Source organism: Amycolatopsis echigonensis (assembly GCF_002846615.1).
Classification (GTDB): domain Bacteria; phylum Actinomycetota; class Actinomycetes; order Mycobacteriales; family Pseudonocardiaceae; genus Amycolatopsis; species Amycolatopsis echigonensis.
The window spans coordinates 5,093,513-5,117,168 of the sequence record NZ_PJMY01000003.1; the positions used below are offsets into that span (position 1 = coordinate 5,093,513).

General features: G+C 69.0%; 12 protein-coding genes and 1 pseudogene. 8 read left to right on the top strand and 5 right to left on the bottom strand.

Going from position 1 to position 23,656, the window contains the following annotated elements; translation table 11 throughout:
• Positions 1 to 63: 63 nt before the first annotated feature.
• Positions 64 to 1,440, bottom strand: a complete 1,377-nt coding sequence (locus ATK30_RS29385) for an HNH endonuclease signature motif containing protein (protein ID WP_208637443.1) — start codon at positions 1,438 to 1,440, stop codon at positions 64 to 66.
• A gap of 289 nt (positions 1,441 to 1,729) precedes the next feature.
• Between ATK30_RS29385 and ATK30_RS29390 the strand changes: the two genes are divergently transcribed.
• Together ATK30_RS29390 and ATK30_RS29395 are read left to right on the top strand one after the other, a co-directional pair.
• Positions 1,730 to 4,318 carry a helix-turn-helix transcriptional regulator gene (locus ATK30_RS29390; RefSeq protein WP_101438248.1) on the top strand — a complete coding sequence of 863 codons (2,589 nt, stop codon included), beginning with the start codon at positions 1,730 to 1,732 and terminating at the stop codon, positions 4,316 to 4,318.
• Positions 4,315 to 4,509, top strand: coding sequence for a LuxR C-terminal-related transcriptional regulator (locus tag ATK30_RS29395; protein ID WP_101438249.1), 195 nt, complete (start codon positions 4,315 to 4,317; stop codon positions 4,507 to 4,509). Before ATK30_RS29390 ends, ATK30_RS29395 begins: the two co-directional genes overlap by 4 nt.
• 59 nt (positions 4,510 to 4,568) lie before the next feature.
• Here ATK30_RS29395 and ATK30_RS29400 read toward each other — a convergent pair whose 3' ends face one another.
• From ATK30_RS29400 to ATK30_RS29410, 3 genes are all read right to left on the bottom strand, one after another.
• Positions 4,569 to 5,528 (bottom strand): NAD-dependent epimerase/dehydratase family protein, encoded by a 960-nt coding sequence (locus ATK30_RS29400; protein ID WP_101438250.1) that lies wholly within the window; start codon positions 5,526 to 5,528, stop codon positions 4,569 to 4,571.
• 52 nt (positions 5,529 to 5,580) lie between these two features.
• Positions 5,581 to 6,873, bottom strand: a complete 1,293-nt coding sequence (locus ATK30_RS29405; RefSeq protein ID WP_101438251.1) for a nucleotide sugar dehydrogenase — start codon at positions 6,871 to 6,873, stop codon at positions 5,581 to 5,583.
• 75 nt (positions 6,874 to 6,948) lie between these two features.
• Positions 6,949 to 7,632, bottom strand: a complete 684-nt coding sequence (locus ATK30_RS29410) for a PIG-L deacetylase family protein (RefSeq protein ID WP_208637444.1) — start codon at positions 7,630 to 7,632, stop codon at positions 6,949 to 6,951.
• A gap of 252 nt (positions 7,633 to 7,884) precedes the next feature.
• On the opposite strand from ATK30_RS29410, the pseudogene ATK30_RS29415 reads away from it, so the two are divergent.
• Positions 7,885 to 17,346, top strand: a pseudogene (locus ATK30_RS29415) (SDR family NAD(P)-dependent oxidoreductase); the annotation flags it as partial.
• Positions 17,347 to 17,640: 294 nt separating this feature from the next.
• Here ATK30_RS29415 and ATK30_RS29420 read toward each other — a convergent pair.
• Complete coding sequence (locus tag ATK30_RS29420; RefSeq protein ID WP_101438253.1) at positions 17,641 to 18,351, bottom strand: TetR/AcrR family transcriptional regulator; 711 nt, start codon at positions 18,349 to 18,351, stop codon at positions 17,641 to 17,643.
• 70 nt (positions 18,352 to 18,421) lie between these two features.
• Between ATK30_RS29420 and ATK30_RS29425 the strand changes: the two genes are divergently transcribed.
• From ATK30_RS29425 to ATK30_RS29445, 5 genes are all read left to right on the top strand, one after another.
• Positions 18,422 to 18,841: a hypothetical protein gene (locus tag ATK30_RS29425; protein ID WP_208637445.1), complete on the top strand. Its 420-nt coding sequence runs from the start codon at positions 18,422 to 18,424 to the stop codon at positions 18,839 to 18,841.
• Positions 18,842 to 18,949: 108 nt separating this feature from the next.
• On the top strand, positions 18,950 to 19,180 hold the full coding sequence (locus ATK30_RS29430; protein ID WP_101438254.1) for a hypothetical protein: 231 nt from the start codon (positions 18,950 to 18,952) through the stop codon (positions 19,178 to 19,180).
• Positions 19,181 to 19,203: 23 nt separating this feature from the next.
• The gene (locus ATK30_RS29435; RefSeq protein WP_244194757.1) at positions 19,204 to 19,944 is read left to right on the top strand and encodes an ABC transporter ATP-binding protein; all 741 of its coding nucleotides are present in this window, start codon (positions 19,204 to 19,206) and stop codon (positions 19,942 to 19,944) included.
• Positions 19,941 to 22,496 (top strand): ABC transporter permease, encoded by a 2,556-nt coding sequence (locus ATK30_RS29440; RefSeq protein ID WP_101438256.1) that lies wholly within the window; start codon positions 19,941 to 19,943, stop codon positions 22,494 to 22,496. Before ATK30_RS29435 ends, ATK30_RS29440 begins: the two co-directional genes overlap by 4 nt.
• 99 nt (positions 22,497 to 22,595) lie before the next feature.
• Positions 22,596 to 23,474: a nucleotide disphospho-sugar-binding domain-containing protein gene (locus ATK30_RS29445; protein WP_101438257.1), complete on the top strand. Its 879-nt coding sequence runs from the start codon at positions 22,596 to 22,598 to the stop codon at positions 23,472 to 23,474.
• Positions 23,475 to 23,656: the final 182 nt, after the last annotated feature.

The window sequence follows — 23,656 nt, forward strand, 5'->3', positions numbered from 1 at the left end:
GTGTTTCGTCCACTGCGGTCACAAAACCAGGAGTGTTCGGGGAGGATCGGCACTGGACAACCCCTAGCTGGCCCGGCGCGCCCGGGGAGGGGTGGCGCTGGTGGCGGCGGCTGCGGTTCGCAAAGGGGTTGGCGGAGGGTTGTGTGCGGTGTTGCGGAGCGGTTTCTGCTCCGGATCGAGGATGGACGGCGGAATCCAGTACACGGCGCCGTCGCGGAGCACGATTTTCCAGCCACTGTGGTGCAGGAGGCGGTGGTGGCGTTCGCAGCACGAGGCGAGGTTGTCGAGATCCGTCGCGCCGCCGTGGGCCCAGTGGACGATGTGGTGCGGAGTGGTCCACTTTGGACCGCGGTCGCAGCCGGGGAAGGTGCAGCCGCGGTCTCGGATCGCCAGGGCCCGGCGCTGGGCGTTCGTGGCGGTGCGGGCGGAGCGGCCCAGGTCGAGGACCTGGCCTTCGGTGCCCAGGACGGCGGGGTAGACCTTGGCGTCGCACAGGATCCGGCGCAGGTGGGACGCGGGCAGGACGGATTCGTCGTCCGTGAAGATCGTCTTCGCGGCGCTCTGCAGGGTTTCCAGGCTGACGGTCACCGTCGCGACTGCGCGTTCGCCGGCTTTGGCCGGGAGGTCCGGAGTGCGGGCGGCCAGGTCGACAATCGCGGCGATGGCGTCGCCGTGGCGTTCGGCCGGGGTGCGGGGGTCGGGGGTGTCCGGCGTGGTCGCGGGGTCCGGTGCGGCCAGGGGGACCAGCAGTTGTTCGATCAGGGTGCCGGTTTCGTGGTCGACGTTCCCGGAGAAGCGGAAACGGCCGGTTCGGGTCCAGTGCCAGCTGAATTCCCGCCACGGACGGGCGGCTGCATCGGAGCCGGAACCCGCACCGGAACCCAAGCCCGACCCAGAACCAGGGTCGGGAACCGAATCAGGGTCCAAGCCGTGGTCCACGTCCGGGGACCCAGGTGAAGCCTCAGAGGAAGAACCGGACATGTCGGAAGGATCGTTGTCCCAGTAGATCTTCAGCCGGGTCGCCGCGCGGCGGACGATGCTGGGATTGGCCTGCCCCGCGAGGGTTACCAGGGTGTCTTCCGCGACGGTGTAGTCCTCGGGAGTCAGCCACCTCGGCGCGTCAGCGAGGAATTCGGCGATCACAGCCGCGTGCTGGGCCGTGATTTCGCCCGCGGACAAGGCTTTCCACGTCAGCGGCAACGTGCCGGTGGCTTGGGCGAGCCGGGCGCGGGCCTCGCGCAGCGTCACGTGCAGGATCGTCGCCAGATAGGCCGAAGTCGAGGAATAGCCCTCCGGCACGGCACCGCGCGATTCCAGCTCCCGGATGGTCTCCAGTTGCGCGGCGTAAGCGACGTTCTGCTGTCTTTGGGTGGTCAGGAGTCTGGTGGTCAGGTCCCGGTCTGACAACTGCCAGGCGGGGAGCGTCGTAGTCGTGGACACCTCTTCATTGTCTCGAACGCACGTTCGACTACGCCATCGCTCGAAGTGGTCAACCCCAACTGCGGAAGCAAGACCAGCAAGATCACTGTCCGGAGTCAAAAGGCAGCTACCGCAACAGAATTCTGCCCTTCGCAGTCAGGCGGCAACCCGGCAATGCCGCGACGAAAAACAGCGCAAGGTAGTCATGATCACCTGATTGAGTGACTTTAGATCGCGGTTGGCTGTGCTTAGGGGGCGGCTGCGACTGTGGCACACGCAGGAAGATGACCGTTGGGTCGAGGAGCTTGCGATGGGCGTGAACTGGGGGCAGAACCGCCGCACCGAGCCGAACGAAGCAGTGTCCCTCCTCGAGGGCCTGCTGATCGAATGCGATGCGCGGGCAGGAGACACGGTATTGGTCGGCGGAGGACCGGCCAGCGGCAAAACACAGGTACAGAACCAAGTAGTGGCCCGAGCTCGTGAGCTGGGCATTCTGACGCTCACCGCGGCGGGCGCGGCCGACGAGCGCGACGTGGACGGAGGCGTGCTCGACCAGTTGCTGGCCAGCCCGGCGTTGCCGCGCGAAGTGCTGGCCGCGGCGGACGGCGAGGACCGGATCGCCGCGCTGTGCAGTGCGTTGCACCGGCTGGCGCGCGAACGGTCGCTGCTGATCGCGGTCGACGACTTGCAGCACGTGGACGAGACGTCGGCCCGGTTGCTGCTGAGGTTGCAGCGGCGGGCGCGGTCGGCCGCGATGTTGCTGGTGTTGACACAGCCAGACGGCTGGTATTCGGGCGAGGGCGTCGAATTCGCCGCGCAGCCGCACCGGTACGTGCATCTCACGCCGTTCACCGTGGAGGCGATAGCGCAGCTGGTAACGGACCACGGCGAGGCTGAGCGGATCCATGGGCTAAGCGCGGGGAATCCATTGCTGGTCAACGCATTGGTCGACGCGTGCCGCAGTTCGGTGGACGACGGCGCGGCATATTCCGATGCGGTGCAACGGCTTTTGCATCGCTACGGCTCACCGCTGCGTGAGGTGGCGACCGCGATCGCGGTGCTGGACACCGACGTGACGACGGATGCGGTGGCGACCGTCGCAGGGGTGGATCCGGTCAAGGCGGAAGCGTCGGCGGGGCTGCTCGTGGAGACTGGGCTGGTCGACGGCGTTCGGTTCCGGCAGCAGCCGGCTGCGGCGGCGGTCGTCGGCGGGTTGCGCGGGTCTGAGAAAGTGCGGCTGCACATCCGGGCTGCCGAGGTGAAGCACGCTCGCGGGTTATCGGCACCGGAGGTCGCGCGGCATCTCGTGGCGGCGGGTGAAGCGCAGGCAGAGTGGGCGTTGCCGGTCCTGGTCGCGGCGGCGGAGCAGGTGATGCTCGGCGACGACGTCGACTTCGCGACTCGCTGTCTGCAGTTGGCGGCATCGACGACCACCGCGTCGTGGGAGCAGCAGATGCTTTCGCAGCTGCTGGCCAAGATCACGTGGCGGGTCAACCCGGCGGCAGCCGCGCCGCATCTCGCGGCGTTGCGCGAAGCCGATTCGCTCGACCAATCCGACCGGATCGCGCTGGTACGCCAGTCATTGTGGTTCGGGGACCGGGAAACGTTCGAATCAGCGCTGGTCCGGCTGGGCGACGACCTCGAGCCGCTGCACCCGCGAACAGCGGCGGAACTGACGCTGGCCGCGCATTGGCATTACGGCACGGCACCGGAGTTGTCGATCGACGCATCGGATCCCTGGATGCGCACGGCGGCCACACTCGCATCGGTGTGGCGCGTAGGTGGCAGCGGAGAGACTTCGGTGTGCGCGGAGCGGATACTGCAGAACTGTCGCCTCTCCGACACTTCGCTGGAAGCCCTGGCCACGGCAATCCTCGCGCTCGCGTACGACGGCAAGGCGGACCGCGCGGAAGGCTGGTGCACTTCGCTGGCCGAGGAGGCCGAGTACCGGGGCGCGGTGACCTGGAAGGCGATGCTCGACGCTCTCAGCGCAAGCCTGCTCCTCCGGCGCGGCGAACCCGCCGAAGCGGCTGAAGCCGCGAGCCGTGCACTTGCGCTGCTTGACGAACCGAACTGGGGCGTAGCGATCACGTACCCGCTGGCCACGATGCTGACCGCGCACACCGCGGCAGGGGCGTTCAAGGCCGCAGCGGGGGTGTTGCGACACGCGCTGCCCGACACGGTGTACACGACACTCGGCGGCGTGCGGTTCCTCAGAGCGCGCGGGCAGTTCCACCTGGCCACGAACCGCGGACTATCGGCTGTCAGCGATTTCCAGCAGTGCCAACGGATTCTCCGTGACAGCAACCTCGACCTGCCCGCGGTGGCGCCGTGGCGGACCGATCTCGCCGAGGCGAACCTGCGCCTGCGCAACCCGACTCTGGCGGTTGAGCTGGCGAAACAGCAGCTCGCGGACACGAAGGACCCTTTCTCGCAGGCGGTGGCGCTACGGGTGCTGGCGTTCGCTGGGGACAGCGGCGCGCGATCCGGTCTGCTGAACCGGGCGGCGGAGGCGTTCAAGGAATCCGGCGACCGGCTTGAGCTGGCCCGCACGGTCCGCGCGATCAACCAGCTGGGCCAGCGCGCGGAACGCTCCGCAGGCCTGGTGAAACCGGTGCAGGTGCCGCGACAGCCGATGCGTCCGCTCACGCCTCGTCCAGTGACGTCGAGGCCAGAGCCGCCGCGCGCGGATCCGGAGGGGCCGGTGGCGACCGCGTTGAGCGAGGCGGAACTGCGTGTCGCGGAGCTCGCAGCGCACGGGCGGACCAACCGCCAGATCGCCGAAACGCTGTACATCACAGTGTCCACTGTGGAGCAGCATCTGACCAGGGTGTACCGGAAGCTCGGCGTAGCCGGGCGGAGTGCGCTCGCCGGCGAACTGGCCGGTGCCGGACAGTGACGGAAAAGCTAACGGAACAGCTGGCGGAACAGCTAACGGGAGCGAGTGCGCTGACCGACGTAGAGCTGCGAGTAGCGGAACTCGCCGCGCAGGGCACGCCGGTGGCGGTGATCGCGGAGGTACTGGGAGTGTCCGCGAACACCGCCGCCCGCCACCTGACGGCCGTCTACGTCAAGCTCCGCAACGCGTGAAGGGCCTCTCGCGGCAATTCCGCAAGAGGCCCTTCACCGGAACCAGAACCGGGAACAGGTCAGGATCGGCGGTCGGCGACCACCGCGGCGATGATGTCGTCCAGCGAACGCGTCGGCACGAAGCCGATCTGGTTGTACGCGCGGGTGCAGTCGGGGATGCGGCGCTGCATGTCCTCGTACCCGTCGCCGTACGCCTCCTCGTACGGCACCTTCGTGATAGTGCTGCTGGAGCCGGTCGCGCCGATCACGCGCTCGGCCAGCTGCGAGATGGTGGTCTGCTCGTTGCTGCCGAGGTTGAACACCTTGCCGTACGCGGACTCGTCGGCGAGCAGGTCCGCCAGCGCGGGCACGACGTCGTGTACGTGGCAGAAGCAGCGGGTCTGCTGTCCGTCGCCGAACACAGTGATCGGCTCGCCGGCCAGCGCCTGTGTCACGAAGCGCGGGATGACCATGCCGTAGCGTCCGGTCTGGCGCGGGCCGACGGTGTTGAACGGCCGCACGATCACCGTGCGCAGGCCGTGCTCCACCGCGTACAGGTGGGCGAACGTCTCGTCCAGCGCCTTCGCCTCGGCATACGACCAGCGGTTCTTGAGCGGCGACCCGATGATCCGGTCGTCGTCCTCGCGCAGGCCGTCCGCGGTGTTCTTGCCGTAGATTTCGCTCGTGGACGCGACGAGGATCGGCACGTCGTGCCGCAGCGCCGCGTCGAGCATGTTCTCCGTGCCGTGCAGGTTGGTGCGCAGGCTGTCCATCGTCTTGTCGAGGATGGTGAACACGCCCACCGCGGCGGCGAGGTGGAAGACCGCGTCGATGCCCGCCATGCAGGATTCGACCGCGTTCGGGTCGGTGATCGAGCCGCGCACGAACCGGAAGCCGGGGTGCCCGGCGACGCCGGTGAGGTTGTCCAGGGTGCCGGTGCTGAGGTTGTCCAGTGCGACGACCTCGTCGCCGCGGGCCAGCAGGTGCTCGGTGAGGTGGGAGCCGATGAACCCGGCGCCTCCGGTGATGAGGTAACGCACTGTAGGTCCTTTCAAACGCGGCGAAGCCGCTCCGTCGGGGGTGGTGACAGCGTCAGTTCGCGAAGAGCGCGCGGTCGAAGCGGTAGGTCGCGTCGATGACGGTCGGGCAGTCGGCGAGCCATTCGTAGTCGTGGCCCGGCTGGGCGGTGTGGATGAGCGCGACGTCCCAGTCCTGGCCGTCCGGCTCGGGGACGGTGTCGAGCGAACCGCCGGTCACTCGGACGTTCGGGACCAGCGGGTCGTAGTAGCCGACCTTCGCGCCCTTCGCGGCAAGGAGGTCGAGGATGTCCAACGCGGACGACGAACGCACGTCCTGCACGCCGGGCTTGTAGGTCACGCCGACCACCAACACGCGCGTACCCGCCATGCCCCTGCCTTCGCGCGACAGTGTGTTCAGTACGCGGTCGACAACCTGCTTCGGCCGCTCCGCGATCGCGTGCATCGCCTGAGTCACCAGCGGCGCGTTGCTCTGCGTCGCGCGCAGCTGCCACAACAGGTAGTGCGGGTCGCAGGGAATGCAGTGGCCGCCGACTCCGGGGCCGGGGTGGAAGGCCATGAAGCCGTACGGTTTGCTGGCCGCCGCGTCGATGACCTCGATCGGGTCGATCGAGAAACCGTCGCTGATCTCGGCGAACTCGTTGGCCAGCGCGATGTTCACCGCGCGGAAGGTGTTCTCGTACAGCTTGGTCATCTCGGCCGCTTCCGGCGAGCTGACGCAGTGCACGCTCGGAGTGAGCACGTTGATCACGCGCTGCGCCATCGCGGTGCACACGGGGGTCACGCCGCCCAGCACACGCGGTGTCTCGGCCTGGGTGTGCGTGACGTTGCCCGGGTCGATCCGCTCCGGGCTGGACGCCACGAACAGGTCGCGTCCGATCGCGAATCCCTTGGCCACCAGCGGTTTCACCAGCAGCCGGTTCGAGGTGCCGACGTAACTGGTCGAGGTGAGGATGAACGTCTGCCCGCGCCGGGCGTTCGCGACCAGCGCCGCGCACGCCGCCTCCAGCGGGCCGAGGTCGGGCATCAGGTACTCGTCGAGCCCGGTCGGCACGCACACCAGTACCGCGTCCGCCTCGGTCATCCGTGCCGAGTCCGTGGTGAGCTGGAAGTCCTCCTGGTGCACGGCTTTCTCGAGCCGGCGGTGGTCGGCTTCGATGAGGTCGACCTCGCCGGAGCGGATCGAGTCGAGCCGGTTCTGCGACAGGTCGATGCCGATCACGCCGACGCCGCCGGCGTGCAGGCCGAGCGCGGTCGGCAGGCCGACGTAGCCCATCCCGATCACGGCGACCGACGTCAGTTCGTTCCGTTCGGCGATGGTCTCGAATTCAGCGACAGTACTGGTCATTCCTGGTCACCCGTTTCTGGATGGGCAGTGGAAAAGCGAGCGGAAAAGCGAGTCGGACAAGCGGGGGAACGCCGGTCATCGGACGGAACGGACGATTTCGAAGGCCTCGGCGAGGCCGGCACTGACCTGGGAGCCGCGGTATTCGGCCAACGCGCGGACGCCGCGTTCGCTGCGCGGGTTCGGCCACGGCTCGAGTTCTTTCCCGTAGGCGCGCAGCGCTTCGATTTTGCGCTCGAGGTGGCTCTCGTCGAGAATCTGCCAGCAGTTCGGCCGGAAGGAGACCGGCAGCCCGGAGGCCTCTCCGACGTCGGTGGCGGAGCGGATCTCGAACGTGCGGACCTCGCGCACCGGGCCCTTGCCCGGCCGTCCGGCGACCCGCGCGGCGCGGCTGACCAGCGCGTGGTCGGTGCTGAGGTCGCACATGCCGGTGGCGAAAATGGTGTCCGGCTCGAATTCGCGGACCTCGCGCTCGACGACCTGGTTCAGTTCGAGGTGGCTGACCGTGTCGAGCCGGTTGTCCCCGAATTCGTGGACTCGCACGCGCTCGATGCCGAGCGTTTTCGCGGCCAGTTCGATCGCGTCGGTGCGGTCGGTGACCTCGGTGCCGGCGGCCGAACGCGAACCGTCGTCATTGGTAAGGATGCAAAGCGAAACGGTGACGCCCTCGTCGGCGAGCCGGGCGATAGTCCCGCCCGCGCCGAGCGTTTCGTCGTCGCCGTGGGCTCCCACCACCAGCAGCCTGCGTGTCAACGTGTGCATACGATTCCCCAGTCCTTGTCCGGGCGGTGAAACCCCCCAGCGGAAACGAGCCGTGCGAAATGGCTTGGAACGCCAGCAAAATCTGACATCCGCCGTTCCCAGCGACAACCCCTAAAGACCGTCTAAAGCGGACCTTGGCCGGGCGGGCGGACCGGCTCGGCAGGGGCCGTTAGGGGTGGGTCCGCGCACGGGCGCGCTCGTATCGTCACGACGTCGGATGAGCATGCGACGCGGAAGGAACGTGGGCACGTGGGCAACTCCGAGGAGAAGCTGGTCGGTGCGCTCCGCGCTTCGGTGAAGGAAACCGAGCGGCTGCGCGAGAAGAACCGCAAGCTCACCGAGGCCGCACGGGAGCCGATCGCGATCGTCGGGATGGCCTGCCGGCTTCCCGGCGGTGCGGGCACCCCGGAAGCGTTGTGGGATCTGCTGTCCGGCGGGGTCGACGCGATCGGCGAGTTCCCGTCGAACCGCGGCTGGGACCTCGACCGGCTTTACGACCCGACCGGGGAACGGCCGGGTTCGAGTTATGTGCGCGAGGGCGGGTTCCTGCACGACGCGCTCGATTTCGACGCCGACCTGTTCGGCATCAGCCCGCGCGAGGCCCTGCTCATGGACCCGCAGCAACGGCTGCTGCTCGAAACGTCCTGGGAGGCGTTCGAGCGCGCCGGGATCGCACCGCATTCGGTGAAGGGCAGCCCGACCGGCGTTTTCGCGGGCACGATGTACCACAATTATCAGGGCAGCTACGGCTCTTCCGGCGTCATTTCCGGCCGCCTCGCCTACACCTTCGGGCTCGAGGGACCCGCGGTCACCATCGACACCGCGTGCTCGTCCTCGCTCGTCGCGCTCCACTTGGCGGTACAGGCTCTGCGCAACGGCGAATGCAGCCTCGCCCTCGCCGGCGGCGTCTCGGTGATGTCGACGCCGCGTACGTTTGTCGAGTTCTCCCTCGACGGCACACTCGCCCGCAGCGCCCGCTGCCGTACTTTCGCCGACTCAGCGGACGGAACCGGCTGGTCCGAGGGCTGCGGCATGCTGCTGGTGGAGCGGCTGTCCGACGCGCGGCGCAACGGACACCCGGTGCTGGCGCTCGTCCGCGGCACCGCGATCAACCAGGACGGCGCGTCCAACGGCATGACCGCTCCGAACGGGCCCGCGCAGCAGCGCGTGATCCGGCAGGCGCTGGCGAACGCACGGCTGCGACCGGACGAGATCGACGTCGTCGAGGCGCACGGCACCGCGACGAAACTCGGCGACCCGATCGAGGCGCAGGCGCTGCTCGCCACGTACGGCCAAGAGCGCGAAGAGCCGTTGTGGCTCGGGTCGATCAAGTCGAACGTGGGGCACACGCAGGCCGCGTCAGGTGTCGCCGGGGTGCTGAAGATCGTGCTGGCGCTGAACAACGACCTGCTGCCGAAGACACTGCATGTCGACAAACCGACCCGGCAGGTGGACTGGACCGCGGGCAAGGTCGAACTGCTGACGGAGGCCCGGCCGTGGGAGCGCGGGGAACAGCCGCGGCGCGGCGCGGTGTCGTGCTTCGGGCTGAGCGGGACGAACGCGCACGTCATCATCGAGGAAGCACCCGCACCGGAATCTGCCGCCAACCCGCGTGACGAGGCGGCGGTCCCGGTCGTCGTTTCGGGCCGGACACCGCAGGCGCTGCGGGCCCAGGCGGCGCGGTTGGCCGAACACCTGGCGGCACGGCCGGAGCTTGAGCTGCTCGACGTCGCTGCCACCCTGGGCGCGTCGCGAACGCATCTGGACCACCGTGCCGCGGTGATCGGAAAGTCCACCGAGGACGTTCTGCCTGCGTTGAACGCGCTCGCGAACGGTGAGCTCGGTGCGGTGAGCGGTCTGGCTCGCGGCGAAGCGTCGTTGGCGTTCCTGTTCTCCGGCCAGGGATCTCAGCGGGTCGGAATGGGCCGCCAGCTGGAGGTCTTCCCGGTCTTCGCGGAGGCTTACGCGGCGGCGTGCGCGGAGCTGGACCGGCATCTCGACCGGCCGATCCGCGCGGTGATCGACGGTGACGCGGATGCGTTGGCGCAGACCGCGAACACTCAGGCGGCGTTATTCGCCTTCGAGGTGGCGTTGTTCCGGCTGGTCGAGTCGTGGGGCCTCACGCCTGCCTCGTTGTGTGGCCACTCCATCGGCGAGCTTGCCGCTGCGCACTGCGCAGGCGTGTTCTCCTTGGCCGACGCGGCGAAGCTGGTCGCAGCTCGCGGGCGGTTGATGCAGGCGTTGCCGAAGGGCGGCGCGATGGTTGCGGTCGAGGGAACTCCGGACGAGGTCGCCACACAAGATCCACAAGGGACGGTCGACGTCGCCGCGGTGAACGGGCCGCGCTCGGTAGTGCTTTCCGGTGCTGAGGACGCTGTTCTAGCCGTGGCCGCGAAGTTCAGCGACGCCGGGCGGCGGACTACGCGGCTCAAGGTCTCGCACGCGTTCCACTCGCGACTGATGGATCCGATGCTCGCCGAGTTCCGTACGGTCGCCCAGAGCATCGCTTACATGCAGCCGATCCTTTCGGTGATCTCCAGCGTGACCGGCGAAGAGGTTTACGCCGAGCTGACCGACCCCGAGTACTGGGTGCGCAATGTCCGCGAGCCGGTCCGGTTCGCCGACGCGGTCCGCACGCTTGCGGCGGACGGAGTGAACCGGTTCCTCGAACTGGGTCCGGACGCGCCGCTGACCGCCGTCGTTCCGCAGTCCGCTGACGACGCCGTTGCTGTTGCCGCTCAGCGTCGTGATGTTCCCGAGGACGTCGCGCTCCTGACCGCGCTGGCGACCCTGCACGTTCGCGGCGTGGTGCCGGACTGGGCCGCGCACTTCGCCTCGCGCGGCGCGAGCCGGGCCGACCTGCCGACGTACGGCTTCCAGCACCAGCGTTACTGGCTGGAGGTTTCGTCCGAATCCGGGGATGTCTCGTCGATGGGGCTCGACCCGGTCGACCATCCGCTGCTTGGCGCGGCGACGTTGCTCGCCGACGCGGACGGTGTCGTGCTGTCCGGCCGCGTGTCGACGGCGACCCATCCGTGGCTGGTTGACCACGCTGTCGGCGGCTCGATCCTGCTGCCCGGTACGGCATTTGTGGAACTCGCCGTGCGCGCTGGTGATGAGGTCGGCTGCGGACGGGTCCAGGAGTTGACCCTGCACGCGCCGCTCGTGCTGCCCGGGAAGGAGGCCGCGCGGATTCAGGTGCGCATCGGGACTCCGGCCGCGGACGGGACCCGGCCGATCAGTGTCCACTCACGACCCGATGATCTCGCGACCGCCGTCGGCTGGACCCGGCACGCGGACGGTACGCTCGCGCCCGCTGCTTCCGGGACGAACTTCGATCTCAGCGAATGGCCGCCGACCGGGGCCGAGCCGGTCGACGTCGAGGGCATGTACGACCTGCTGGCCGAGCATGGAATGGCCTACGGGCCGGTATTCCAGGGCCTGCGGGCGGCTTGGCAGTGCGGTGAGGACGTGTACGCCGAGGTCGCGCTGCCCGAGCAGGAGCGGATCGGGGCTGAGGCGTTCGGCCTGCACCCCGCGGTGTTCGACGCGACCCTGCACGCTGTCGGGCTCAGCTCGGCGGCCGGGGAAGGGACGACGCTGCCTTACGCCTGGTCCGAAGTGGAATTGTTCGCGACGGGTGCATCGTCGCTGCGAGTCCACGTGCGACCGAGCGAAGAGCAGGCGGTCGAGCTGCGTCTTGCCGACAGCGCTGGGGCACCGGTCGCGCGGGTCGGCTCGCTGAAGCTGCGGCAGATCAGCGAGGAACAGCTCGCGGCCGCAGCCCCGGCTGGTTCGGACGAACTGTACGAAGTGGACTGGGTGCCGACGACTCTGCCCGACGCACAGGCGGCCTACGACGTCTACTCGGCGAAGGCCGGGAACGACGCCGCGTCGGCGAAGAAGGCCGTCCACAGTGCACTGTCCAAACTGCAGGAGGACGGCAAAGAGAAGCTTCTGGTGGTGACCGGCACCGATCTCGCCGGGGCCGCGGTGGCCGGTCTGGTGCGCTCCGCGCAGGGGGAAAACCCGGGCCGGATCGTGCTCGTCGAAGGCGACGCGACCGACGAACAGCTCGCGGCCATCGCGGCGGCGGACGAATCGGCGGTGCGGGTTTCCGGTGCCGAGGTGCGCGTGCCACGGCTCGTCCGGGCGACTCCGGAGCCACGGGAGCCGGTCGACTGGTCGGCCGGGACTGTGCTGCTCACCGGCGGTACCGGAGCACTCGGCCGGATCGTCGCCACGCACCTGGCGAAGCAGGGCGCGCGGCAGTTGCTGCTGGTCAGCCGCCGTGGCGACCAGGCACCCGGCACCGCGGAACTCGTCGCGGAACTGACCGAACTCGGTGCGGAGACGACCGTTGCCGCGTGCGACCTCACCGACCGCAAGGCGGTGGCGCGGTTGCTGAAGAAGCATCCGGTCGCCGCGGTGGTGCACGCCGCCGGAGTGCTGGACGACGGTGTCCTGCCGTCGATGACGCCGGAACGGATCGACGGCGTCTTCAACCCGAAGGCACTCGCTGCCTGGCACCTGCACGAACTGGCTGGCGAGGTCTCGGCGTTCATCACTTTCTCGTCCGCCGCGGGGGTGCTCGGCGCTCCCGGCCAGGCGAACTACGCCGCCGCAAACGCTTTCCTCGACGCTCTCGCCATGCACCGGCGCGCCGAGGGCAAGCCAGCGCACTCGCTTGCGTGGGGCATGTGGGAATCGGCGGCCGGGATGGCTGGCGAAACGACCGGCAAGCGGGGGCTCGGCGCGTTCACCGCGGCGGAGGGATTGGCGCTGTTCGACACCGCGGTCAGCTCGACGAGCGCGGTCTTCGTGCCGGTCAAGCTCGACCTGCCGGCGTTGCGGGAAGCTGGCGCGGTGCCGGACCTGTTGCGCGGCCTGGTCCCGACGGCTCGGCGCACCGTCTCCGACCGCGAGGCCGGGACGGACTCATTGCTCGGCAAGCTGGTCCGTCTCCCTGCTGACAAGCGCCTCGACCACCTGCGTGACCTGGTCATCGAGCACGCGGCCGCGGTACTGGGGCACGCGTCGACGGACGTGATCGACGCCGACCGCGCGTTCAAGGACCTCGGTTTCGACTCGCTGACCGCGGTCGAACTGCGCAATACGCTCAACGAGGCCACCGGCCTCAGCCTCACCGCGACGCTCGTCTTCGACCATCCGACCGCCGGCGACCTGGCCGCGCACCTGCACGAAGAGCTGCTTGGCGACCTGGACGCGGACGCGGCCGGGCCGGAAACCACCGTCGTGGGCAGCGACGAGCCGATCGCGATCGTCGGCATGGCCTGCCGGTTCCCCGGGGGCGTCAGCACGCCGGACGAGCTGTGGCAGCTGGTCGCCGCCGGGCAGGACGGGACCAGCGACTTCCCGGCCGACCGCGCCTGGGACATGGACTACTGGCTGGAGCAGGTCGCGCCCGACGGCGGCACCCCTCGCGGCGGGTTCGTGCCGGACGCCACCGATTTCGACGCGGCGTTCTTCGGCATCAGCCCGAACGAAGCCGTGATGATGGACCCGCAGCAGCGCATGTTGCTGGAGTCGTCGTGGGTCGCGCTGGAGAACGCGGGCGTGGATCCATTGGCGCTCAAGGGAAGCACGACCGGGGTGTTCGTCGGCGTGATGCAGTCCGACTACGACCCAGGCGACGCGCTCGAACAGGGCGGCGGGGCTTACCGCGGGTCCGGCGCGCTGAGCAGCGTGGCCTCCGGACGGGTCGCGTATGCCTTCGGGCTCGAAGGGCCTGCTGTCTCGGTGGACACCGCTTGTTCGTCCTCGCTGGTGGCCTTGCACCAGGCGACTCAGGCGTTGCGCGGAGGCGACTGCTCGCTCGCGCTGGTCGCCGGTGTCTCGGCACTCGTTTCGCCGGCTCCGTTCGCGCAGTTCCTCGACGGTGCTGTCGCTCGCGATGGCCGGTGCAAGCCGTACTCGGCCGCGGCTGACGGGTTTGGCTGGGGCGAGGGCGTCGGGGTGCTCGTGATCGAGCGGCTGTCCGACGCGCAGCGCAACGGGCATGACGTGCTTGCCGTGGTGAAGTCCAGCGCGGTCAACGCGGACGGCGCTTCCAACGGTCTCAACGCGCCCAGTGCTCCGGCACAGGAAAAACTGATCCGGCATGCTCTGTCGGCCGCTGGCCTGACAGGGTCCGATGTGGACGCTGTCGAAGGACATGGCGCGAGCACGCCGCTGGGCGACCGGATCGAGACTTCCGCGCTGCTGGCTACTTACGGCCGGGAGCGGGCGGCGGACCGTCCACTGTGGCTTGGCTCAGTGAAGTCGAACATCGGGCACACGCAGGCCGCGGCGGGGGTCGCTGGGGTGATCAAGATGGTGCAGGCGTTGCGGCACGGAGTGTTGCCCGCGACCTTGCACGCCGCCGAGCCGACGCACGATGTCGACTGGGCGGCCGGAACTGTACGGCTGCTGGACGAGGCGCGGGACTGGCCGGAGGTGGATCGTCCGCGGCGCGCTGCGGTGTCGGCGTTCGGCTACAGCGGGACCAACGCGCACGTGATTCTGGAACAGGCTCCGGAAGTCGTGGCGGAAGCTGCTGAGGCGGTCGATGCTGGCGGGGTGTTGCCGCCGCTCGTGTTTTCCGCGCGGACCGCGGCGGCGCTTCCGGATCAGGCGCGGGCCTTGCTGGCGCACCTCGACGCGTATCCGGCGCTGGACGTGGTGTACTCGCAGGCCAATCGGCAGCCGTTGTTCTCGCATCGGGCGGCGGTGGTCGGTTCGGACGCGGCGGAACTCCGTGCCGCATTGGAAGCTTTGTCTACTTCGGACTCTGTGGTGACCGGACGTGCTCGTTCCGGCGGGCGGACCGCGTACCTCTTGCCGGGGCAGGGCAGTCAGCGGGCCGGGATGGGTGCGGAGCTCTCGGCGGCGTTCCCCGTGTTCGCCTATGAGCTGGAGCGGGTCGCGGCGAAGTTCGACCAGCATCTCGGTCGTTCACTGCGGGCGGTGATGTTCGCCGAGGCTGGCTCGGTGGACGCGCAGCTGCTGGATCGCACTCAGTTCAGCCAGGCCGCGGTGTTCTCCTTCTCGGTGGCGCTGTACCGGCTGCTGGAATCGTGGGGACAGCGGTCGGACGTGCTGGTGGGACACTCGGTCGGCGAGATCGCCGCCGCGCATCTGGCCGGCGTGTTCTCTTTGGACGATGCGGTGAAGCTCGTTGCGAACCGGGGCCAGCTCATGTCCGAAACTCGGGACGGTGCCGTGGTCGCGGTCGAGGCCAGTGCGGACGAGGTGCGGCCGAAGCTGGGTGACGACGTTGCGCTGGCCGCGGTGAACGGGCCGCGTTCGGTTGTGGTGTCCGGTGCGGACGGTGCGGTCGAGGCGATCGTCGCGCACTTCGAGAAGCTTGGCCGTCGGACGAACCGGCTCGCGATCGACCGCGCGGTTCACTCACCGTTGCTGGACGAGATTCTCGAAGAGCTGGAAGAGATCGCGCAGGAGTTGACGTTCGAGAAGCCGACTGTGCCGGTGATCTCGACGGTCACCGGTGCCGAAGTGACGGACGAGTTGTCCGACCCGGCGCATTGGGTGGCGAACTGCCGCGGCACCGTCCGTTTTGCCGACGCGGTGCGGGCTTCGGGCGCGACACGCTTTGTCGAGTTGAGCACGAACGGTGTGCTCACCGCGGCCGCTGAGGCACTGCTGGAGGACGCGGAATTCGTTCCGGTGCTTCGGCGCGATCGTGGTGAGGTCGCTTCGACGCTCCTGGCTGCTGGGAAGTTGCACGTTCTTGGTGCGGGTCTGGATGTCCGGCGGATGTTCGCCGGTCGGTCCGCGGCTATCGTTCCGTTGCCGCCGTATGCCTTCCACCGATCGCGGTACTGGCCGTCGGTGGACATGGAGGCCCGGCGGGCGACGGGGACTGGGCTGGGGACGTGGTTCGGGCCCGCGTTGACTGTCGCCGGATCGTCCACTGTGGTCTTGAGCGGCACGTTGCCGTCCGATGAAGGGTTCCCGGTGGCCGGTTTCGTGGAGTTGGCGACTCGGGCGGGGGACGAAGTCGGATGCGGACGGCTGGTGCGGTTGACCGTCGAGTCACCGATTGCGGCCGGGGATACGCACGTGCAGGTCGTGGCCGGCGAGCCGGATGACTTAGGACAGCGCTCGGTGACTGTCCACTCGCGACACGATGGTGCGTGGATTCGCCATGCCGAGGGTGTGCTGGCGGTAGACGACGATACCGAGCCCGAGGGTATCGGCCAGTGGCCGCCCGCTGGTGCGCAATCGGTGGCTGCTGGACGGCTTGACGCTGCGTGGACTGTCGACGGGGTGGTGTTCGGGGAAGTCGAAGTCACTCCGGACGAGCAGTTCGTTCTCCATCCGGCGGCACTCGATGCGGCACTGTCCATTGTGGGCGGAGATCCGGTGGATTGGCGCGACTTCCGGCTGTTCGCCACTGGGGCGGCGAAGCTCCGGGTCCGGTTGACTCCGCTGGGCGACGACCGCGTTGCGGTGCTGTTCGCCGATCGTTCGGGACGTCCGGTCGCCGCGGCAGAGTCGGTGACTTTGCGGAAGCTCGTGGCTCCGGAGACGGCGGTGTCGGTGCAGGCCTCGGTGAAGAAGCGGCGTGCCGTTGCTGACTCGCAGCTGGAGCTGACCGCGAAGGGGATGCAGGCGTTTGTGCTGGAGCAGGTCGCTGGGTTGCTTGGGTATGCCGACACTGCCGAGCTTGACGAGGATGCGCATTTCTTGGAGATCGGGTTCGATTCGCTGACCGCGGTCGAACTGCGGAATCGGATCGCCAGTGCGGCGGGGGTTTCGCTGCCCGCGTCGATCGCGTTCGATCACCGGACGCCGGCGGGGTTGGCGAAGCATCTTCTTTCCGTGTTGACCGCGCCGGTCGTTGAGGCGGGCGGGGATCCGGTGACGGAGATGTTCTTCGACGCTATCCGGGGCGGGCAGGTGGAGAACGGTCTCGCGTTGCTGGGGGCGGCGGCTCAGTTGCGGCCGACTTTCCGGACGGTGGCTGAGCTTCGGGAGGAACCGCGGCCGGTGGAGCTGGCTTCGGGGGCCGCCGAGGTTAAGTTGCTGGCGGTTCCTACCCCGGCTGGGATGGGCGGCCCGTATCAGTACGCGAAGCTGGCGGCTCGGTTTCGGGGAGTGCGAGGGGTTGCGGCATTGCCTACGCCGGGGTTTGTGTCTGGGGAATCGTTGCCTGCTGATCTGGATGCGTTGCTGGATGCGCTGGCGGAGAGTGTTCGGCTGGCTGGGGATGGGCCGTTCGCTTTGGTCGGGCATTCTTCTGGTGGGGTGCTGGCGTATGCGCTGGCTTCTCGGGTGGATGCGGCTGGGGTTGTTCTGCTGGACAGTTACGCGATGGATGACGGTGGGGATGTGGGGGACACCGTGCGGGACATGGCCGCGGGGATGGTTGAGCGGGAAGAGCAGTATGGGCCGTTTGATCGGGACAAATTGACGGCGATGGCTTATTACTTGCGGTTGTTGGACGGGGTTGAGTTGCCTCGGGTTGAGGTGCCTACGGTTTTGGTGCGACCGGATCGCCGGTTTGTCATTGCTGGGGATTCTGTGGAGCGGGCCGGAGAGGATCCGGGGTCGTGGCGGACTACCTGGGATCGGGCGGATGTCGTGGTGACTGTTCCTGGGGATCATTTCAGTATTGTGGATGGGGATGTGGAGACAACTGCTAAGGCTGTGGAGGGGTGGTTGGGCAGTCTTCTTGTGGCGGGGGCCTGATCGGCTCGTCGCCTGGCGGCGACATTGCGGTGGGTTGCGTGGGGGCACCCCGAAGCTGAGTGTGACTACGGCGCGGGGGTGCTTGTCAAGGCGGGAAAGATGCCTTGACAAGCACCCCCGCGCCGTGTTTTTGGCTTCGTATCGGGGTGCGGGGGTGGTGTGGGTGCTTGGTGGGTTGGGTGCAGCGGCTGGGGTTGGGTGGTGGGTGTGCGCGGGTTGGGTGGGTGGTCCGTGAAGGGCCCGGGTCCCTTGAGGGAAGCCAAGTCCGTGAAGGGGCCCTTCACGGACGCGTGGTTAGGGGAGCAGCGCGGCGATTCCGTCCAAGACCCGTTCCAGGGCGAAGTCCTCGGGTGCGGCGGCCGGGTATTCGCGTGCTTCCGCTAGCTCAGCCAGGTGCGGATAACCCCCTTCGGAGAGGCGTGGTTGCAGGAAGGCGCGCACATCAGCCGCATTCTCGGTGGATTCCGGCGAGTCCGGGTCAGAGACGGTGCGGCGGCGGTCTGCGGTGGCGCGGACTACGGCCGAGACCAGGTCCGCGCACGACAGTGCGTCCACTGTGGACAAACCGGCCTCAGTGAAGACAGCCAGGAGCTGTTCGGTCCACCGGAGCCGGTGCGGGGTCAGGCCTTCGCGGACGTCCAGCAGCCACGGGCGGGCGGCGTAGCGTTTTGCCGCCGCGTCGGCCCACGTGCGGACCGCGGAGCGCCAGTCCAGGCCGTCGGGGGCGGGCGGGGGCGCGCCGAAGCCGGCCTCGGCCAGGAGGATCAGCAGTTCGTCTTTCGAGCTTACGTAGCGGTACAGCGCGTTGGTCGTCAGCCCGAGCGCGGACGCGATGTTCGGCAGCGACGCGGCGGCCAGGCCTTCGGTGTCGGCCAGTTCGACGGCGGCCGCTACCACCCCTTCGACGGTGTGCGACGGCTTCGGTCCTCGGCGGGGGCGCGGGGCGCCCAGCCAGGCCGGGGCCAGGCCGGGCGGCAGGGCTCGGGGATCGGGCTCGATCGGCATCTTTCGCTCCGGTACGTCTTTCAGTAAACTGTGCAAGTCTTACACTGATCTGGTCTGGGGGCGAGCCAACGTGAGCGAGACCAACCGGTTCGGGTTCGGGAAGGTCACCGAACTGGACCGGAAGCTGGCGGCGACCGAGGTCGAGCACGCCAGGTCCGAGGGGGCTTGCGACGGGCAGGAAGCCGCGCGCAGGCTGGCCCGGATCCGGCTCGCCGGGTCGCACGCCGCGCTGCGGGCCGCCGTCGAGGGGCGCACCTCCGTTTCGCCGCCTCCGCTGCTGGAGGCCGCGCCGAAGCTCGCGTTCGGGCTCTGGGTGCTGGTCGTCGCGGTGAACGCGCTGATCTGGTTCGGCATCGGCGTCATCGGCGGGCAGTGGGACCCGCTGTGGCTGATCTGGGTGCTGCTCGGCGGCGGCGTGCTGGTCGCGGGCGTCTGGAGCGTCCGGGACTTCGACCGGCGGGCCCGTGCTTCGGCGGGCGGAGCCTCCTGAGCTCCCCTGTGCTCCGGTCCGGGGTTCCCCGATCATCCGGGGTCCGCTAAACTGTGCAAGCCTTACACAATTAATTCCGACTCCGCCGAAGCCGTATTGGGGGGCCTCATGTCGGAGAGCACCGAGAAAACCCGCTCCGGGAGCGGACTCGCTCGCCGCGTCGTCACGATCGCCTGGGCCGCCGTCACCGGGGTCCAGTTCGTGATCTGGCTGCTGATGAGCCTGATCAGCATGTCGTTCAAATCGCCGTTTTGGCTGTGGACGCTGGGCGGAGGCGCCATCGTGCTCGCGGTGTGGTGGTCGCTCGACCGCCGCGGTTCCGGGAACGGATCGGAGTGAACGACGTGCCCACCACCACTTCCGTGGCAACGCCCGTCCAGCTGGACGCGGTGCGCAAGACCTACGGCCGGGGCGAGAGCGCGGTCGAAGCGCTCGCCGGCGTGTCCGTCGCCTTCCCGGCAGGCACCTTCACCGCGGTGATGGGCCCGTCCGGTTCGGGCAAGAGCACGCTGCTGCACTGCGCGGCCGGGCTGGACACGCCGACCTCGGGGCAGGTCACCCTCGTCGGGACCGACCTCAAGGGCAAGAACGAAACGCAGCTCACCGAACTGCGGCGCGAGCACGTCGCGTTCATTTTCCAGTCGTTCAACCTGATGCCCGCGCTGAACGTGGAGCAGAACGTCACGCTGCCCACGCTGCTGGCCGGCCGCGCGCCGGACAAGGCGTGGGTGGACCAGGTGATCGCGCGCGTCGGGCTGTCCCAGCGCGTGAAGCACCGGCCCGGCGAACTGTCCGGTGGACAACAGCAGCGCGTCGCGATCGCCCGCGCGCTCGCCGCCCGACCGGCCGTCGTCTTCGCCGACGAGCCCACCGGCGCGCTCGACACCACCACCGCGCTCGAGGTGCTCGGCCTGATGCGCGAGCTGGTCAGCGCGGGCCAGACCATCGTGATGGTCACGCACGATCCGGTTGCGGCGTCCCACGCGGACAACGTGCTGTTCCTGGTCGACGGCCGGATCGTCACGCAGATGGCCTCGCCCAGCGTCGATGCGGTCGCGAGCACCCTGGCGCACCTAGGCGAGCAAGCGCGGAGGCAGCGGTGAGCTCGCGGCGAGTGGTGCTCGCGCTCGCGCTGTCGAGCCTCCGGTACCGCGCGGCGGCGTCGCTCGCGTCGTTCGTCGCGATCCTCATCGGCTGCGGTCTGCTGATCGCGTGCGCCGGGCTGTTCGAGACGGCGATCGTGCTGAAGGCGGTGCCGCAGCGGCTGTCCGCGGCCCCGCTCGTGGTCGGCGGGTCCGCCGGGTTCAAACTGCCGGACGAGGAATCCCAGGTCGTTCCGTACGCCGAGCGTGCGGTGCTGCCGGAGGACCAGGTCGCGAAGATCTCCGCGGTGCAGGGCGTCGGGCAGGCGGTGCCGGACGTGTCGTTCGCGACGGTCCTGCTGCACGACGGCGCGCCGGCCGAATCCGGCGCGGCTGTCCTTTCCGGACACGGCTGGGATTCGGCTTCGCTGGGCGGTTACAAGCTCACCGAGGGCGCGGCTCCGAACTCCCCGGGGCAAGTGGTGCTCGACGCGACGACCGCGTCCGCGGCTGGCGTGCACGCGGGTTCAGCCGTCGACTTGGCGGTGAACGGGCAGCGGCAGTCGTTCCAGGTTTCCGGCGTCGCGCAGCCTTCGCAGACCGTGAAGTCGCCCGCGTTCTTCTTCTCCGTCGCGGACACCCAGCGGTTCAACCCGCATCCCGGCACGGTCGGGCTCGTCGGCGTTTTCCCGGCTGACGGCGTCGATGCCGCCGACCTGGCCGCCAAGATCTCGGAGCAGGTCCCGTCGCTCACCGTGCTGACCGGCGACGACCGCGGATCGGCCGAATTCCTGGGCGTGAGCGGAAGCCAGCTGCCGCTGATCCTGCTCGCCGCGGTGTTCGGCGGCATGGTGCTGGTCGTGATGGCGCTGGTGGTCTCCGCGACGATCAGCCTCACCGTCCGGCAGCGGCAGCAGGAACTCGCGCTGCTGCGGGCGACCGGGGCGACGCCGAAACAGGTGCACCGCATGGTCGTCATGGAGACGATGGCGGTCGGCGCGATCGCCGCGGTGTGCGGGGCGTTCCTGGGCAGCCTGCTCGGGAACTGGATCTTCAGCACCAGCGGCTCGCTCGGCATCGTGCCGGACGAACTCGCCTTCACCCAGGACATCATCGCCTTCGCGGCCGGGATGATCGCCACGCTCGCGATCACCTTCGGGGCCGCGTGGTTCGCCGCGCTGGCCGCCGCGCGGGCCCGGCCCATCCAGGCGCTGGCCGAGGCGGCGATCCCGGGCGTCAAGGTGAACGCGCTGCGCCGCATGGGCGCGCTGATCTGCGGCGCGGCGACCGTGCTGCTCGCCGCGACCACGATCTTCATGCCCGCCGACACCGCGTCGGCGATCGGCGGTCCGGCGGTGCTCACCGGTTCGATCGGCGTCGCGCTGCTCGGTCCGGAGATCATCGCGTGGGTGGTGGACCGGTTCGGTCCGTTCGTGCGCCGGGTCGCCGGCCGCGACGCCACGCTCGCGGTCATCAACACCCGGGCGCGGGCCGTCGCGTTCGCCGCGGTGCTCACGCCGATCACGCTCGCCAGCGCGGTCGCGCTCGGCAACGTGTATTCCGAAACCACCGCGCAGAAAGCGCAGATCGCCGCGTACGCCGGACAGTTGCAGGCGGACGCGGTAGTCACCTCGACCGCGGGCGGGTTCTCTCCGGATCAGCTCGCGCAGATCCGCAGCACGCCAGGGGTTTCGACCTCGTCGCCGCTCGTCACCAGCTCGGGCTGGGTCGAGGATCCCTACGACGGCAACGGAAGCGACCCGTTGCGGCTGCTGGGCGTTGCCGCGCAGGACCAAGGCGGCACGGTGCTCGCCACCGAGGTCACCGAAGGCTCGCTGACGCAACTGCGCGGGAATTCCGTGGCGCTGCCCGCGTCGGTGGCCGGCAACCTGGAAGTCAAGGTCGGCTCGAAGATCAAAATGCGGCTCGGCGACGGGGCGCAGGTCCCGGTGACCGTGGTCGCGCTGCTGGACAGCCCGTCCAGCTACGCGAGCATGGTGCTGCCCGCCGATCTCCTGGCCGCGCACACCACCAGCGGTCTGGCGGCGCAGGTGCTCGTGCGGGGCGGTGACGCCAGCGCGCTCGTGTCGGCGCTGTCCGACCGGGCGAAGGACTGGCCGGGGGTCACGGTCGGCGACGACAGTGCGCTCGCCGCGAGTTTCCAGGCGAGTGCCGACGTCGAGGCGCTGATCAACTACCTGCTGGCTGTGCTCGCCATCGCGTACGCCGCGATCGCCGCGGTGAACACGCTGTCGGTGGCGGTGCTGGCTCGCCGACGGGAGTTCGGCGCGCAACGGCTCGCCGGCGCGGATCGCGGGCAGGTGCGGCGGATGCTGTTCGTGGAAGGCGGGATTGTGGCGGTGACCGGGCTCGTGCTCGGCATCGTGATCTCGCTCTTCACCGTGGTGCCGATGGCGCTGACCACCGGTGAGATCATCCCGTCCGGGCCGATCTGGGTGTTCCTCGCCGTGGTGCTTGCGATCTTCCTGATCGTGTGGCCGGCGACCGCGCTCTCGGCCCGGCTGGCGATGCGCCGCAACGCCATCGAAGCGGTGAAAATGCCCGGCCAGTAACGGTTTCTAGGGGTACGCCGGGCCGGTCCGGAGTGGATAGTCTCGTCACGACTGTCCGCACCGGGCCGGCCCGGTCTTTGTCGTATCTGGAGTGATCCCATGCGTGTACTCCTGGCCGCGCCGTCCTCGACGGCCCGTCTGCACACCCTCGTGCCGCTGGCCTGGGCGCTGCGGACCGCCGGGCACGACGTGAAAATCGCCGGACGGCCCGCGTTCGTCGAAGACATCCTCCGCACCGGCTGCGTCGCGGTCGAGCTCGAGGACGGTGACGCCTCGCTGACCGAATCCGCCGCACTGGGCGATTTCGCGCAGCTGTGGCGGCCCGAGGTCGTGGTGTCGGACGCGCCCGCCGGAATCGCCGCGGCTCGCGAGGTTGGTGCCAAGGCAGTTCGTGTGCTGGGTCCGGACGACGAGCCTGATCTCGTTGCGGACCACACGCTCGACGTCGTGCCGCCTTCGTTGCGGGACAACGGCTCGGCGGGAGAACCGCTGCGGCACGTGCCGTACTTCGGCCCAGTCGAGGTGCCGACCTGGCTGCGCCGCAAGGCACGCCGTACTCGCATTCTCTTGTCGTTGACTGATCTCTCCTGGTACGAGCCGATCTTCAACGCGGTGTCCGAGGTGGACTTCGAAATTGTCTGTGCGGCGGAATTGCCTGCTGGGCTTGCCTTGCCACCGAAGGTGAAACTGGTTGACGACGCTCCTCCGGCGGCCGTGTTGCCCACATGCGCGGCGGTCGTGCACGACGGCGACGAGTCTCTGGCGTTGGCCGCAGTCGCCTACGGACTGCCGCAGCTGTCCTTGACCGAGTCCGCCTTCGGTACTCGAGTCGCCGCCGCGGGTGCGGGGCTTTCCGTTGCGGCGGAAGGGATTTCCCGGCTGGCGGACGAAACGCTTCGCGCCGGTGCGAACGCGTTGCGTGCGGAGGTGGCTGCGTTGCCGGCCCCTCGCGTGGTCGCCGCCGCGCTGGCCAGCTGAATGTGGGGCCGCTAGGGGTGGGGGCACGCCAGCGCCGTCGGTAGCGTTCCCGGCGTGGCACCTTCCACCCTTTTTCGCGGTTAGGCGGGGCGATTGGCGTGAGTAGCGACTTCCAGTCCGGCGGCGAGAACGAGCGCAAACTGCTCGCCTACCTCAAACGCGCGACGACCGATCTTCGCGAA

What these genes read in the sequence shown, in the direction of transcription:
- ATK30_RS29390 (WP_101438248.1), top strand. Translation starts at nt 1,730, where the DNA reads ATGGGCGTGAACTGGGGGCAGAACCGCCGCACCGAGCCGAACGAAGCA.
- ATK30_RS29405 (WP_101438251.1), bottom strand. Translation starts at nt 6,873, where the DNA reads ATGACCAGTACTGTCGCTGAATTCGAGACCATCGCCGAACGGAACGAA.
- ATK30_RS29410 (WP_208637444.1), bottom strand. Translation starts at nt 7,632, where the DNA reads ATGCACACGTTGACACGCAGGCTGCTGGTGGTGGGAGCCCACGGCGAC.
- ATK30_RS29420 (WP_101438253.1), bottom strand. Translation starts at nt 18,351, where the DNA reads ATGCCGATCGAGCCCGATCCCCGAGCCCTGCCGCCCGGCCTGGCCCCG.
- ATK30_RS29430 (WP_101438254.1), top strand. Translation starts at nt 18,950, where the DNA reads ATGTCGGAGAGCACCGAGAAAACCCGCTCCGGGAGCGGACTCGCTCGC.
- ATK30_RS29445 (WP_101438257.1), top strand. Translation starts at nt 22,596, where the DNA reads ATGCGTGTACTCCTGGCCGCGCCGTCCTCGACGGCCCGTCTGCACACC.